This window comes from Pseudomonas pseudonitroreducens (assembly GCF_021603645.1).
GTDB lineage: Bacteria > Pseudomonadota > Gammaproteobacteria > Pseudomonadales > Pseudomonadaceae > Pseudomonas > Pseudomonas pseudonitroreducens.
Window position 1 is genome coordinate 36,187 of record NZ_BQHJ01000011.1, and the last position, 13,990, is coordinate 50,176.

Consider the following 13,990-nt stretch of genomic DNA (forward strand, 5'->3'; position numbering starts at 1 on the left):
GACCGCCATGTCCACGCCCGCTCCCATCGCCCGCCCCAGCGTCATTCCCTGCCTGCGCTACCGTGATGCGCCCCAGGCCATTGACTGGTTGTGTGCGACCTTCGGCTTCCAGCGGCAACTGGTGGTCGCCGATGACCACGGCGGTATCGCCCACGCGCAGCTGGCGCTGGCCGATGGCAGCGGCCTGGTAATGCTCGGCTCGCTGCACGACAACGAGTACGGACGGCTGATGCGCCAGCCCGACGAGATCGGCGGTTGCACCCAGAGCATCTACGTGGTGGTGAAGGATGCCGAAGCGATGTACCGCGCAGCGGTGGCCGGCGCTGCGCAGATCGTCATCGACATCAAGGACGAAGACTACGGCGGCCAGGGCTTCACCTGCCGCGACCCGGAAGGGCACATCTGGAGCTTCGGCACCTACGATCCGTGGCACTGAAGGCTACGTCCGCAACATCCTGCCCAAGCCCCGAGCTTGACGCTTTCCCACCGCAAATGTTGATATGCGCCCCGTTCCAGGTGCCTCACGCCGCCGTGCGTGAGGTGAAACGGGAAGCCGGTGCGTCGCCTTCGTGCGATCAGTCCGGCGCTGCCCCCGCAACGGTAAGCGAGCGGAGCATCCACTAGGCCACTGTGCGCAAGCATGGGAAGGCGGATGCCCCAGGCCCCTCGCAAGCCCGGAGACCGGCCTGGAACCTGTTTGGCAAACCCGCGGTGGGCGGGCGTGAGCCGGTTCCCGGGGCGCGCTCGTTCCGGGTGTCGCTGCGCCGCCTGCGAAATCCCGATTTCGAGGCGATCACCTTGCATTCTCCTGTTTCCAACGCCCGGCGCGCCCTGCGCTGGTCTCCTGTTCTCTCCCTCTGTGCCCTGAGTTCGCAGCTTGTGGCGGCTCCGCTCGATCTCGCGGACGAAATCGTCAGCGCGCCTTCCGTGGAGTCCACCACGGTGGCCGACATGGCCCGCTACGGCAGCAAGCTGGAAGTCATCGATCGCCAGCAGATCGAGCGCGCCGGCCCCAGCGCCGACCTCACCCGCGTGCTGCAGATGTACGTGCCGGGCTTGTTCGTCGCGCCGAAGAACGGCCCGTTCGACTACGGCACCTACTCGCTGCTGGGCGGGCGCAACGACGACACGCTGATCCTGCTCGACGGCGTGCGCCTGAACAATCGCCTCTACGGCGGCATCTACATCGACACTCTGCCGACCACCGCAGTGGAGCGCATCGAGGTGCTCAAGGGCGGCCAGGGCCTGCTGTTCGGCACCCAGGCGGTGTCCGGGGTGATCAACATCGTCACCCGCAGCGCGCGTTCTCGCGAGGCGTCCGGCGAGGTCAACCTCGGCCTGGATACCTTCAAGGGCCGCAGCGGCGATGCCCGCGCGGAGAAGGTCGTGCACAACGGCCTGGGCGACCTCGGCCTGATGGCCTACGTCAGTCACAACCGCTCCGACGGCTACCAGCCATACCGCGACCGCGACATGACCAGCACGGTCAGCGACAAGCGCCGCTCCTATGACGTCAACGTGTTCGGCGCCAAGGCCATCCAGGCCATCGGCGACGCCTCGCGGCTGGAGCTGTTCTACCAGTACGCCGACGCCGAGCTGGACTTCGCCCGGCCGACATCGAACCACCACACCAGCAACAACCGCGTGCAGCAGATCGCCACGGCGACCTTCCAGCAGAGCGTCAGCGACGACTTCAGCTGGTTCGCCAAGACCCACCTCAACGACTGGGACACCCGCTACGACCGCGTCTACAACCTGCAGGGCGGCGGCACCCAGGTGCTCAATCACAATGACTACTGGGGCTTCACCGACTGGGGCGCGCAACTGGAAGGCAAGGCCAGGTTCGGCGGCGGCCACGAGCTGGTCTTCGGCAGCGACAACCAGTGGTACAAGGGCCAGGACGATGTGCTGATCATCGACAACGACAAGGCCGAGTCCCATGCGCTGTACGCCCAGCTGCGCCCGCGCATCGACGCGCTGCCCGACTGGCACCCGAGCCTGGGCGTGCGCCGCGAGGAAATCTCCGGCGGCGAGGGCGCCACGGTGTGGATGCTCACCTCGCTGTATGACCTCACGCAGCAGCTCAAGCTGCGCGGCCAGTTCGGCACCGCCTTCAAGCTGCCCACCGCCGAGCAGCTGTTCGTCAACGAGCCGGGCGACGAAGTCGGCAACCGCGACCTCAAGCCTGAGCGCAGCCGCAATGCCGAGCTGGGCCTGGATTACACCGGCGAGCTGTTCGACCAGCCGTGGAGCGGCAGCGTCACGCTGTTCCGCCGCGAGATCACCGACCTCATCACCCTCGCGGGCGATCAATGGGTGAACGGCAACGGCGAGATCGAAGTGCGCGGCGTGGAAGCCAACGGCCAGTGGCAGTTCGGCCGGAACTGGCAGGTCTCGGCCGACGCCACGCGCAACCTGGTGGACAGCCGCGAGGGGGTGACGGTGAACAACATCCCGCACTTCTTCGCCCGCGTGCGTGCCGGCTATGACGACAACCTCTGGGGCGCCGGTCTTGCCACGCGCTACGTGGGTTCCATCGTCAGCGCCCAGGACGACGACTACGGCCATTACACGGTGCTCGACGGCGATGCCTATCGCTACCTCGACGCGGCTCGCGCGCATCGCCTGAGCCTGCTGCTGGAGAACCTGCTGGACCGCGACTACGCCACCGGCCGCACCAGCAACGGCATCCGCCAGGTAGACAACCTCGGCCGGCCGCGCAGCGCCGAGCTGCGCTACACCTTCAGCTTCTGATGAAGGCCATCCTGCTGGTCGGCCCACTGGCCGGCGCCCAGGGCGAGCGACTGCACCGCGAGGTGTCGGCGCGTCTGGCGGGTGTCGAGAGTATCGACACCAGCGAGGGTTTCGATGGGCTCTGGGCCCGAGCGAGCGCGCAGCTTGCCGATGGCGTGGCGTTGTTGCTGGTCGACCTGGAACCCGCCACCGACGGCGCCTACCTCGATTGGCTGCGCGCCGAACTGGCGGTACTGGCGGACGAGTTTCCGCAGGCGCCGGTGCCGAGCATCACGGCATCGGCGCTCGGCCGGCGCGGGCTCGACGTCGGCGCGGTGCTGGCGGCTATCGATGATCCGGCGCAACAGCTGGAATGCCGGGGTGTCGGTGCGGTGCCGTCGCAGCCGGACTGGTCCGCTCCGCCGCCACATCGTCATCACCTGTTCCTCTGCGCAGGGCCACGCTGCGTGCGCCGGGGCGCATTACCGTTGTGGAAGACCCTGCGTCGCGAGCTGATTCGCCATGACCTCTACGAGAACGCCGAGGGCGCCTTGCTGACCCGCACCGGTTGCCAGTTTCCCTGCAATCGCGGGCCGGTGCTGACGGTCTACCCCGAGCGTGTCTGGTACGGCCTGCGCAGTGATGAGCAGGTTTGCCGGGTGGTGCAGGAACATCTGCTTGATGGCGTGCCGGTGGCCGAGTTGCGCGTGGATGGAGAGCCATGATGCGCCGACTGCTTTTCGTAGGAGCGAGCTTGCTCGCGAACCGCTTGATGCCTTGGGCGCCCGGGAGGGTTCGCGAGCAAGCTCGCTCCTACGCATTGGCATTGGCGCTTGGGGTGGCGGGGATGCTGGGCATGGCGACGGCGTCCGCCCAGGACTACCGCAACTGTGGACAGGACTGGCACATCGACCACCCGCCGCAGCGCATCCTCGCCCTCAACCAGCACGCCGCCGACCTGCTGCTGGCGCTGGGGGCCGGGTCGCGATTGATCGGCGTGGCCTACATCGATGACGACCTCAACCTGAGTGGCGGCCGCTATCGCGGCGTGCCGCTGCTGGCGCGCCAGTACCCGTCGGCGGAGGCGGTCTACGCGCAGCAGCCGGACCTGGTGGTGGCCGGCTTCGCCTCGGCCTTCCGCCTGGGCAATCTGTCCCGCGAGGAACTGACTGGGCACGGTGTCGCCAGCTATCTGCTGGATGCCGGCTGCCTGGCGCGGCAGGGTGATCTTTTTGCGGGCGTCGAAGTGGATCTGGAAACACTCGGCGTCCTGCTCGGCGAGCAGGAAAAGGCGCAGGCACTGATCCGCCAGCAACGCGCCGAGCTGGCCGAAGCCCGCCGTCTCTTTGCCGACAACGAGCCGCTGGACGTCTTCTACCTCGACAGCGCCAGCAGCGGACTGGAGAGCCAGGGCCGGCGCGGTGTGATCACCCAGTTGCTGCATGCGGCCGGCGCGCACAACCTGTTCGAGGATGTCGAGTTGGGCAGCTTCACCGCCAATGCCGAGCAACTGCTGGCGCGTGACCCGGACGTGATCCTGTTGGCCGATGCGCTGTGGTCCACGGCCGAGCAGAAAAAGAAGACGCTGCGCGCCGACCCGGTGTTGTCGCGCCTGCGCGCCGTGCGCGAAGGACGCTTCGTCGCCTTGCCGTTCACTCATCTGTTCCCTGGCGTGCACAGCGGCCAGGCGGCTCGTGAACTGGCGCAGGCTCTGAGCCGGTTCTGAGCAGAGGCGGCTCGTCTGTTCGCCGGCCACTGTTCCTACCCAAGTACCGGAGCCCGTGTTAGAAAGCGCCCATCGATCATGCGGAGGCTGTCATGGGCAAGTTGCGCGTTGGAGTGATTTTCGGTGGGCGTTCGGCGGAGCACGAGGTGTCGCTGCAATCGGCGAAGAACATCGTCGATGCACTGGACCGCGAGCGCTTCGAGCCGGTGCTGATCGGCATCGACAAGGAGGGCCGCTGGCACCTCAACGATGCCTCCGACTACCTGCTCAACCAGGAAAACCCGGCGCTGATTGCCTTGAACCGCTCCAACCGCGAGCTGGCCGTGGTGCCGGGCAAGGCCGAGCAGCAACTGGTAGAAACCGGCAGCCGCCAGCTGCTCGATCATGTCGACGTGATCTTCCCCATCGTTCATGGCACCCAGGGCGAAGACGGCTGCCTGCAGGGCCTGCTGCGCATGGCCGATATTCCCTTCGTCGGCTCCGACGTGCTGGGCTCGGCGATCTGCATGGACAAGGACGTGAGCAAGCGCCTGCTGCGCGACGCCGGCATCGCCATCACGCCCTTCATCACCCTGACCCGCGCCAATGCCGCCCGCACGCCGTTCGCCGAGGCACAGCGCAAGCTCGGCCTGCCGCTGTTCATCAAGCCGGCCAACATGGGCTCGTCGGTGGGTGTCAGCAAGGTCGAGGACGAGGCCACTTACGACGAAGCCGTGCGCCTGGCGCTGGCCTTCGACGACAAGGTACTGGTGGAGTCCGCCGTGAAGGGCCGCGAGATCGAGTGCGCGGTACTGGGCAACGAACAGCCGATCGCCAGTGGTTGCGGCGAGATCGTCGTCGGTAGCGGCTTCTATTCCTACGACAGCAAGTACATCGACGAGGACGCTGCCAAGGTAGTGGTCCCGGCGGATATTCCGGCCGAGGCCAGCGAGCGTATCCGCCAGCTCGCCGTGGACGCCTTCCTCGCGCTGGAGTGCTCGGGGCTGGCGCGGGTCGACGTGTTCCTCACCGACCGCGGCGAGGTGCTGGTCAACGAGCTGAACTCGCTGCCCGGCTTCACCCGCATCAGCATGTACCCCAAGCTCTGGCAGGCTGCCGGGATGACCTACAGCGAGCTGGTCAGCCGTCTGATCGACCTGGCTATCGAGCGCCACGCTGCCCGGCGCAACCTGCAGACCAACCGCTGATCCTTCGCCGGGCTCCTTGCGCATGCGCTACCCTGACACCCCGCCGCCCGATCCGGGCGGCCGGCCCCGTGTCCCGTAACGAACCGTCAGAAGGAGCACGAGATGAACACCGTAGTATTTGCCGACGGCACCGCCGTACCCGCCATCGGCCAGGGCACCTGGCGCATGGGCGAGGATCGCCTGCAGCGCAAGCGCGAAGTCGCTGCCCTGCGCGAAGGCATCGAGCGCGGCCTGACCCTGATCGACACTGCCGAGATGTACGCCGAGGGCGGCTCGGAAGAGGTGGTCGGCGAGGCGCTGGCCGGGCTGCGCGAGCAGGTCTTCCTGGTCAGCAAGGTCTACCCGCACAACGCCAGCCGACGCGGCGTCCCCGAAGCCTGCGAGCGCAGTCTCAAACGCCTGCGCACCGACTGCCTGGACCTCTACCTGCTGCACTGGCGCGGCCAGTACCCGCTGGATGAAACCGTGGATGCCTTCGAGCGCCTGCGCGAGGCGGGCAAGATCAAGCGCTGGGGCGTCTCCAATTTCGACCTCGACGACATGCACGAGCTGAACGAACCGGCCTGCGCCACCAACCAGGTGCAGTACAGCCTGGAGGAGCGCGGCATCGAATGGGACCTGCTGCCCTGGTGCCAGGAAGAGCGCATGCCGCTGATGGCCTACTGTCCGGTAGGGCAGGGCGGCAAGCTGCTGCGCCACCAGGTGCTGCAGGAGATCGCCGGTCGCCACGACGCCACTCCGGCGCGCGTGGCGCTGGCCTGGCTGATCCACCAGCCGGGCGTGATTGCCATTCCCAAGGCCGTGGAGCCCATGCATGTGCGCGACAATGCGGCGGCGCTGGAGCTTCGCCTGACGTCCGCGGATATCGAAGCCCTCGACGCTGCCTTCCCGCCACCCACCCGCAAGCGTCACCTGGCCGTGGTTTGAAGCCTGGGCTCCGGTCGTCGCCCTCCGGGGCGCGGCCGGGGCCGGGTGCTAGCCTTCCCCCATGGCCAAGATGGCCGGGAGGGCAGAGGCGATGAGCAACTACACGGCGGACAGTGCCGCCATCAACCGGGTACTCACGGACTATGTCGAAGGCATGACCTTCGGCGACGAGGCGAGGCTGCGCCAGGCCTTCCATCCTTCCTGCAAGATCATCGGCAACTACCACGGCGCGCTGGAGTGGTCCTCGCTGGATGAGTTCATCGGCGCGATCAAGGCCGAATCGCCGCCCTCGGAAGGCGCGCCGCCGGCGTGGGAGTTGAAGTCCCTGGACATCACCGGCGACAGCGCGGTGGCCAAGGTCACCGACGAGTTTCTCGGCATGCATTTCACCGATTACCTGTCGCTGCTGCAGGTTGGCAGTGGCTGGCAGATCATCAACAAGCTCTATTACCTGCATAGCGGCGCGCTGGACAACTGAGCGCCGCCGCCAGGCTCGGTCAGACGTTGCTCCAGTCGCCACCGTCGTTCCAGCCGGACACCACGAAGCGCAGGGTGCCTTTGATGGCTGGATCGGTGATTTTGCCGTCGCGGTCGCTATCGATGGGCAGGGCTACCTGCACGTAGCCGTTCTTCAACTGCTCCGGCGCCAGTTCGCTGCTGACGCTGTTGACCCCCGTGCCTTGCCAGGCATAGGCGACTTTCCAGGTCTCGGCGGCGCTGCGTGGCGGCTGCAACTCGATGATCACCGTGTTACGGAACAGATAACTGCCCTCGTAGTGCTCGTTGGGCCACAGGCGTTTCTCGATCTCGTAGTCGGGCACGCGCACGCCCAGGGTCAGGCTATAGGCGAGGGTGTGGCGACGCGGATTGACCCGCGCATAGTTGGCGAGGAACACACTGGACAGGTAGTGCTTCGGCTTGTTCTTCCAGGTCGCGTGGGTCACGCAGGCGGCGGAGTCCTCTTCGGCGGTGCGGCGGGTCAGGTACCAGAGCTTGCCGCGCGGCGCGGCGAGCAGTTCTATCTGGTACAGCGCGTTCACCGGCCTTCCACCAGCGGCATCCTGTACCGCCTTGGGCAGGCGCAGATCGGCGATGTCCAGCCAGATGTCCACGCGCACGTCGCCGAACAGGAAGCGCGTGAGATTCTGGTAGGCCTCTTCACTGTTGACGATACCGAAGAACCCCGAGTGCGAGCGATAACAGAAGGCCTTGGCGCATTCCTCGCCGACGGTCTTGCCCCTCAGCCCGCTGAGCGTGGCGTTCTCGATGCGCACCAGGCCATCGCTACCATTGCCGACGAAGGTTCGTGACAGGCCTGCCGCTGCTTCGTAGTCGCTGCGGTTGGTGCCAACCATGCAGAAGACCTTGCGCGGGGCGAGCTCCGATTCCGCCAGCAGGTCGACGCGCCCAAGCGACTTCGCCAGGTTGAGGTACTCGGGCATCCGCGTGCCGCGGTTGAAGTTGCTGATGTCGTTGAGGCTGAGGAAGGCCGGGACGTTGCTGCCCGCCACGTCGATGCCGTTGTGCGGGGTGGCGTAGGTGAAGAGCTTGTCCACGGCGCGGCGCGCTTCGTCCGAGCCGCATTTCGGGTTCTGCAGGAAGGTGCGGCAGACCAGGCCCCCCATGGAGTGGGCGACCAGGTAGCAGCGGAAGGTGCTCTTGGTGATGCCGTTGGCCGGGTTCGCGCAGGCGAGATCGCGCACCTTCAGGATCAGCTCGCTCAGGCCCTTGCCGAACGCCTCCATGGTCGGTGTCTTGCCGATCCCCAGCAGGGCCGAGGCCGGGTCGTAGTAGCGGTAGATGATGATCGAGCGTGCGCCGAGCAGGTTGCCGGCCGCCGGATCGCTCCACTCCGGGTCGAGGATGTCGTAGCCGTCCTCGTAGACGTCGCTGTAGCCGAAGTCGCTGCCCAGGCGCACCACGGGTGATTCGAAGACGAACTTGCGTGGCGGCCGGTTGCGCTCGGGCACCGCGCGCATCACGGTGGAGCCCAGGTTGAAGCCGCAGAACGGGTCGGCGGTAGTCTCGTCCATTTCGCCGCGCGTCATGGCGTAGCCGCGTACGTAAATGATCGGGAAGAACGGGGCTTTCATCTTTTCCATGGCAGTCTCCTGATGGCCAGTCGATCCTTGGCGCGAGGGCGGCAGCAGCAGCAACCTCGCCGTTTGCCACCAGACGGTGGGCTGCTGGGAGGCAACCACGGTTGCCGTGGCATGTGGGCTGTACTCGCCGTCGACTTTGCCGAGGCCGAGGTACGTTTCCTTCAGGGAATTCCGAGTCTCCTTGGCCATGCCGCTTTTCAGGTTCGGGGCTTGCGGACGGATCGCCTGGCACCGGGCTTTAGCCAGCGGGCCTGACGGGCCTCGGCCCCTGCCTGTCGGGGGCTCATTTGCAACGCTTGAGTTGCAGCCGCCGCGGGCGTTACATGGAGCACTCCAGTGATGGGAGATCGTCATGCACAAGGTCGGGCTCAAGGGCACGCCGGAAACCCTGCTGATCACCCTCTATGCCAAGGCGATGGAGAGCGAGTTGCCCGACAGCCTGCTGCGCGACCGTTTCTCGCGCCGCGCCGTGGCGCAGATCGACTACGACTTCGCCCGCCTGCACATCGGCCGCGCCGAGCAGGTGGGCATCGCCCTGCGGGCCAAGCTGTTCGACGACTGGGTACGCGACTTCCTGGCGCGCTATCCGGCCTGTGTGGTGCTGCAGCTGGGTTGCGGGCTGGACAGTCGGGTCTTGCGCATCGACCCGCCGGCCACCGTGCAGTGGTTCGAGGTGGACTTTCCGGAAGTGATCGCCCTGCGCGAGCGCCTGTATCCCGCGCGGGAAAACTGCCACCTGATGGCCTGCTCCCTGACGTCGCCTGACTGGTGGCGTGCGCTGCCGAGCGGACGGCCGGTGCTGATTCTTTCCGAGGGCGTGCTGCCCTACGTGCCGGCGGACGAGGTTCCGCGACTGTTGCGTGGTCTGGTTGCACACTTCGGCCAGGGTGAACTGGCGCTGGATGGCTACAGTCGCCTGGGTATCCGCCTGCTGCAGTGGAACCCGATGATCCGCCGTACCGGCGCAGTGCTGCACTGGGCAATCGACGAGCCGCAGGAACTGCAGCGGCAGGTCCCGGGCTTGCGCTTCGTCGAGGCCATTGCCGCCTACGACCGTGCGCAGATCGCCCGGCTGTCGCTGGGCATGCGCCTGCTCTACGGGATCACCCTGGCTATTCCAGCGATGCGCCGCATGGGGCGCCTGCTGCGCTATCACTTCGGCTAGGCCAGGCCGATTTGGCCGCTGGCTGCTTTACTCATTCCTCTACGACGACCTTGCGCAGGAGCCGGCGATGAAGCTCGAGCCGTTGATGGAAATGAACGTGAAGGCCAGCGTGCCGCTGGAGATTGGCCGCGTGCCGCAGGGCCGGCGGTTGATCTCGGCGGCCGGTGGCGGCACCTTCAAGGGCCAGCGCCTGAACGGCGAGGTGCTGCCCGGCGGCGGCGACTGGATCCTGGTGGACAGCGATGGCGGCTGGCACCTGGAGGTGCGCCTGGTACTGCGCACCGACGACGGCGCGCGTATCCTGATGCAGCACAACGGACTGCTGGTGGCCAACCCGAAGATCATTCATGCGGTCTCGCGGGGCGACAGCACCGAGTTTGGCGATACCTATTTCATGATCCAGCCGCGCTTCGAGGTCGGCGACGACCGCTATCGCTGGCTCAACCACCAGTTGGCGGTGGGCGAGGGCCGGCTGGGGCCGGGCTGGGTCGAGTACCGTTTGTATTCACTCGCCAATGGATGAGCGATGAACAGCAGGACTTGTCACACACGGCGGGCACAGTTGGCGCATCAGGGATCAGGAGACGACGCCATGGCTCTGCCCCCCAACATGCAGCCCGACGACAAAGTCGTGCTGTTCGACGGCACTTGCCGCCTGTGCAACGGCTGGAGCCGCTTCCTCCTGCTGCACGACCGCATGCAGCGGGTGAAGCTGTGCAGCGTGCAGTCTGCCGAGGGCCAGGCGATTCTCGACTGGTTCGGCCTGCCCACCGAATACTTCGACACCATGCTCTACGTCGATGGTCGCGAAGGTTTCGAGCGCAGCGACGCCTTCCTGCGGGTGATCGGCCAGTTGCCGGCACCGTGGAACTGGCTGCGCGTGCTCTGGCTGATCCCCCGGCCGCTGCGCGACTGGTGCTACGACCGCATCGCGCTCAATCGCTACCGCCTGTTCGGCCGTGAAGACGTCTGCCTGGTGCCTTCGCCGCAGTATCGCGGGCGTTTCCTCGGCAATGACTAGCGCGGCCATCGCGCGGCTGGCGCTGGGCGTGGTGTTCCTCTACCACGGCCTGGTGCCCAAGCTGCTGTTCCTCAGCGCCGATGAAGTGCGCATGATCGAGGCTCACGGCTGGCCGCTGTCGACCCAGCGCATCGCCGAGGTGGCCGGTGCCGCCGAGATCGTCCTCGGCCTGGCGATCCTTCTGTTGCGCCGCAGCCGCTGGCCACTCTGGTTGGCGGTGGCGGCACTGCTCGGCTTGCTGGTGGATGTGGCGCTGTTCGTCTCGGAGTTGCTGCTGGGCGCCTTCAATCCAGTTTCCACCAACGTCGCCGCGCTGGCGCTGTGCGCGATTGCTCTGCAGGGCGAACGGAGCGCCGCATCGCCCCGTTCGCCTTCGCGGCATTAGAAGCTGCGCGACACGCTGGCCACCACGGTGGCCGTGCAGACATCGCCGAAGCCGAACTGGGTGCGGCACTCGTTCTGCGACAGGTCGGTGTCGATGTAGCTCACCGCCCAGTCGAAGCCCACCCATTCGTGGCTCAGCTTGGCTTCCCATTCATGGTAGGTGTCGCGGGTGTCGCCACTGCCGGACAGGTAGAGCGGGTCCTTGGCGTCATTGCGACCGTAGCGTACGCGCAACTTGAACTCGGCCGGCAGCTCGGCGTTGTAGGCCAGGTAGGTGTAGAGGTTGGCCTGGTCCTCGCCGAAGTAGGTCGGGTAGTCGTTGCCGTAATAGGCCGCCACTTCGAAGCCGTAGGCGTGGAGGATGGCGTAGGTGTCGCTCTGGTTGAACTGGGCTTCCTTCGGGTAGGCGTACTTGATGTAGCCCAGGTCCAGGGCGATGTCGTCATTGGCCTGCCAGTACCAGCCGCCGTAGTAGTCCACTTCCTGGCGGGTCTTGAAGTCGGCGCCGAAGTCGACGTTGGAGCTCCACACACCCAGGTAGGCGCCGGAAGCGTGCTGCAGGGTGAGGCCAACCTGTACGGCCGGGTCGTTCTGCGTCTGCGAGATGCCGCGGGTGCGGTAGTCGCTGACCAGGGCGGTATCGATCTGCAGGTTGAAGTCGTGGCCCAGTTCGACGGCCAGGGCGGAGGTGAATGGCGCGCAGGCGAGCAGCGCGCCCATCAGCCAGTTGGGGCGATTCATGTGGGGAGTCCCTTTGTTGTGATTGTCTGTGGGCAGATGAAAAATCCCGCGCAGCGCCCACCCTCCCGGTCACTCGGGAAGCGGCGGCAAGGGGGGCGCTGGCGGGCAGGGCGCCGGGGGTGTTCACGCCCCGGCGCAGGAGCCCGGCTCCTTACAGAGCCGGCACGTCGTCGGCGCGGTAGACTTCGCGGCCTTCGAAGAGGGTGCGGAGCACGCGGGCTTCGTCCAGTTGCTGGTCGGGCACGCTGAACACATCGCGGTCGAGCACCACCATGTCGGCCTGCTTGCCGGGGGCCAGGGTGCCGATCTTGTCGCCGAGGCCGATGGTCTGCGCGGCGTTGCGGGTGTAGGCGTAGAACATGGTCTGGCGGTCCACGCGCTCGGCGGCGTTGAGCACGCCTTCCTCGCCCTGGCGGGTGACCGCCTGGTAGATGGCCTTCAGCGGATCAGGCGTGGACACCGGCCAGTCGCTGGCGCCGGCAATGGTGGCGCCATTGTCCAGCAGGGATTTGGCCGGGTACATGTAGCGGTAGGTTTCGTCGGCGATGTAGGGCTTCACCAGTTCCACCGTGTAGACCTCGGAGGTGGCCCAGTCCAGTTGCATCGAGGCGATCACCCCGAGCTCCTTGAAGCGCGGGAAGTCCTTGGGGTTGACCAGTTGCAGGTGGGTGATCGAGTGGGTCACGCCGCTCTGCCGGTCCTTGCGCGCCTGGGCGAAACCATTGAGGGACTCGCGCACCGCGCGGTCGCCGATGGCGTGCACGTGCACCAGCCAGCCGCGCGCATCGGCGGCGCTGACCAGTTCGCCGAAGTGCTTCGGATCGATCAGCAGCTCGCCCGGTTTGTGGCTGTTCTTGTAGTCCTCCAGCAGCGCAGCGGACTGTGCAGGGAACTCGATCACACCATCGGCGAAGACCTTGATGCCCGGCAGCGTCAGGTTCGGGATGCCCTGGAACTGCTGACGCACCTTGTCGATGACGTCGAGATCGGCCGGGCGGCTCTGCGGGTTGACCACCAGCAGCGCGGCGACGTGGGCGCTGAGCTGGCCGTCGCGGGCCAGGTCGCGGTAGACCGGCAGCACACCGACGGTCTTCTCGGTGGGCTTGATGGCGAACAGCGCTTCGCCGGGCGTGCCGTTGGCGGCCGGGTCCATCCAGGCGGTGATGCCCAGGCTGTTGTTGTACTTCACCGCGGCCACGCCGGCGCGGTCCATGGTGGCGGTGTCCGGAACCGGCATGGCGGCGGCCACCAGGTCGAAACCGGAGTCGACCAGGAAGCCGGTGGGGTTGAAGTCCTTGTCGTGGGCGACGTTCTGCTGCTCCAGCGGGCTCAGGCCGCGCAGGCGCTTGGCGTCCAGCCCGGCGCGCTTGAGCATGGCGGCGTTGGCCCAGGCGGTGTGGTGGTCGCTGCCGATCAGCACCACCGGGGTGTCCTTCCACTCGCCCTGGTTGAAGCGCTTGGCCAGGCCCTCGGCCTGAGACCAGTAGCTGGAGTTCATGCCGTTCATGACCACGGTGTCATGCACCTTGGCCTTGCCGCTGTCGCGGTCCTGCTTCAGACGCTTCTCGAACGCGTCGAGGTCCATCTGCTCGTCCAGCAGGCTGGCGGAGATCAGCTCCAGGCCGCCGAAGATGGAGTGCGAGTGGCTGTCGATGAAGCCGGGCATCAGCACCTTGCCGCCGAGGTCGACCTGCTTGCTGCCGCTGCCGGCGAGCTTGCGGATGTCCTCGTTGGAGCCCACCTGCAGCACCTTGCCGCCAGCGACCGCGACGGCCTGCTGCAGCGGCTGGCCGGGCTCGGCGGTGAAGACCTTGGCGTTGTACAGGATCAGGTCCGCGTTCTGTGCCTGAGCTTCAAAAGTGCCGAGTGCGATGGCGAGCGCCAGCGCGCCCTTGAGCATGCCGTGCATGACTTCCCCTTGCTTTCGTTGGATTATTGTTGGTCTGCGGCGCAGGCTACTGGCGGACCGAGGTGTGCGGAAGTCGCTGTCAGGCATAACACTTG

At 66.6% G+C, this 13,990-nt stretch carries 14 protein-coding genes and 1 riboswitch; of the genes, 11 read left to right on the forward strand and 3 right to left on the reverse strand.

Going from position 1 to position 13,990, the window contains the following annotated elements; genetic code table 11:
* Positions 1 to 7 precede the first annotated feature (7 nt).
* The 7 genes from L6D89_RS24130 (at position 8) to L6D89_RS24160 (ending at position 7,051) form a co-directional block, all read left to right on the forward strand.
* Positions 8 to 436, forward strand: a complete 429-nt coding sequence (locus L6D89_RS24130) for a VOC family protein (protein ID WP_236171858.1) — start codon at positions 8 to 10, stop codon at positions 434 to 436.
* Between the two features lie 61 nt (positions 437 to 497).
* Positions 498 to 704: riboswitch (cobalamin riboswitch) on the forward strand.
* A 175-nt stretch (positions 705 to 879) separates the two neighbouring features.
* Positions 880 to 2,754, forward strand: coding sequence for a TonB-dependent receptor plug domain-containing protein (locus L6D89_RS24135; protein ID WP_236201431.1), 1,875 nt, complete (start codon positions 880 to 882; stop codon positions 2,752 to 2,754).
* Entirely contained in the window at positions 2,754 to 3,458 is a 705-nt protein-coding gene (locus L6D89_RS24140) for a (2Fe-2S) ferredoxin domain-containing protein (protein ID WP_236201432.1), read from the forward strand. The genes L6D89_RS24135 and L6D89_RS24140 overlap by 1 nt, the downstream gene beginning before the upstream one ends.
* A 131-nt stretch (positions 3,459 to 3,589) precedes the next feature.
* A complete protein-coding gene (locus L6D89_RS24145) occupies positions 3,590 to 4,459 on the forward strand; it encodes an ABC transporter substrate-binding protein (RefSeq protein WP_236201433.1) in 870 nt (289 codons plus the stop codon).
* 92 nt (positions 4,460 to 4,551) lie between these two features.
* The gene (gene ddlA, locus L6D89_RS24150; protein ID WP_236171852.1) at positions 4,552 to 5,646 is read left to right on the forward strand and encodes a D-alanine--D-alanine ligase; all 1,095 of its coding nucleotides are present in this window, start codon (positions 4,552 to 4,554) and stop codon (positions 5,644 to 5,646) included.
* Positions 5,647 to 5,748: 102 nt separating this feature from the next.
* Positions 5,749 to 6,573: an aldo/keto reductase gene (locus tag L6D89_RS24155; protein ID WP_236201434.1), complete on the forward strand. Its 825-nt coding sequence runs from the start codon at positions 5,749 to 5,751 to the stop codon at positions 6,571 to 6,573.
* Positions 6,574 to 6,664: 91 nt separating this feature from the next.
* Complete coding sequence (locus L6D89_RS24160; RefSeq protein ID WP_236171850.1) at positions 6,665 to 7,051, forward strand: nuclear transport factor 2 family protein; 387 nt, start codon at positions 6,665 to 6,667, stop codon at positions 7,049 to 7,051.
* A 19-nt stretch (positions 7,052 to 7,070) separates the two neighbouring features.
* Here L6D89_RS24160 and L6D89_RS24165 read toward each other — a convergent pair whose 3' ends face one another.
* Complete coding sequence (locus tag L6D89_RS24165; protein WP_236201435.1) at positions 7,071 to 8,675, reverse strand: esterase/lipase family protein; 1,605 nt, start codon at positions 8,673 to 8,675, stop codon at positions 7,071 to 7,073.
* Positions 8,676 to 9,027: 352 nt separating this feature from the next.
* Between L6D89_RS24165 and L6D89_RS24170 the strand changes: the two genes are divergently transcribed.
* From L6D89_RS24170 to L6D89_RS24185, 4 genes are all read left to right on the forward strand, one after another.
* Complete coding sequence (locus tag L6D89_RS24170) at positions 9,028 to 9,840, forward strand: class I SAM-dependent methyltransferase (protein WP_236201436.1); 813 nt, start codon at positions 9,028 to 9,030, stop codon at positions 9,838 to 9,840.
* A gap of 67 nt (positions 9,841 to 9,907) precedes the next feature.
* The gene (locus tag L6D89_RS24175; RefSeq protein ID WP_236171845.1) at positions 9,908 to 10,363 is read left to right on the forward strand and encodes a DUF3237 domain-containing protein; all 456 of its coding nucleotides are present in this window, start codon (positions 9,908 to 9,910) and stop codon (positions 10,361 to 10,363) included.
* Between the two features lie 69 nt (positions 10,364 to 10,432).
* Positions 10,433 to 10,861: a thiol-disulfide oxidoreductase DCC family protein gene (locus L6D89_RS24180; RefSeq protein ID WP_236201437.1), complete on the forward strand. Its 429-nt coding sequence runs from the start codon at positions 10,433 to 10,435 to the stop codon at positions 10,859 to 10,861.
* Positions 10,854 to 11,246 carry a DoxX-like family protein gene (locus L6D89_RS24185; protein ID WP_236201438.1) on the forward strand — a complete coding sequence of 131 codons (393 nt, stop codon included), beginning with the start codon at positions 10,854 to 10,856 and terminating at the stop codon, positions 11,244 to 11,246. Before L6D89_RS24180 ends, L6D89_RS24185 begins: the two co-directional genes overlap by 8 nt.
* Here the strand turns inward: L6D89_RS24185 and L6D89_RS24190 are convergent.
* On the reverse strand, positions 11,243 to 11,986 hold the full coding sequence (locus L6D89_RS24190; protein WP_236171839.1) for a TorF family putative porin: 744 nt from the start codon (positions 11,984 to 11,986) through the stop codon (positions 11,243 to 11,245). The two genes, L6D89_RS24185 and L6D89_RS24190, sit on opposite strands and share 4 nt — an antisense overlap.
* Positions 11,987 to 12,137: 151 nt before the next feature.
* Complete coding sequence (locus L6D89_RS24195) at positions 12,138 to 13,895, reverse strand: amidohydrolase (protein ID WP_236201439.1); 1,758 nt, start codon at positions 13,893 to 13,895, stop codon at positions 12,138 to 12,140.
* Positions 13,896 to 13,990: the final 95 nt, after the last annotated feature.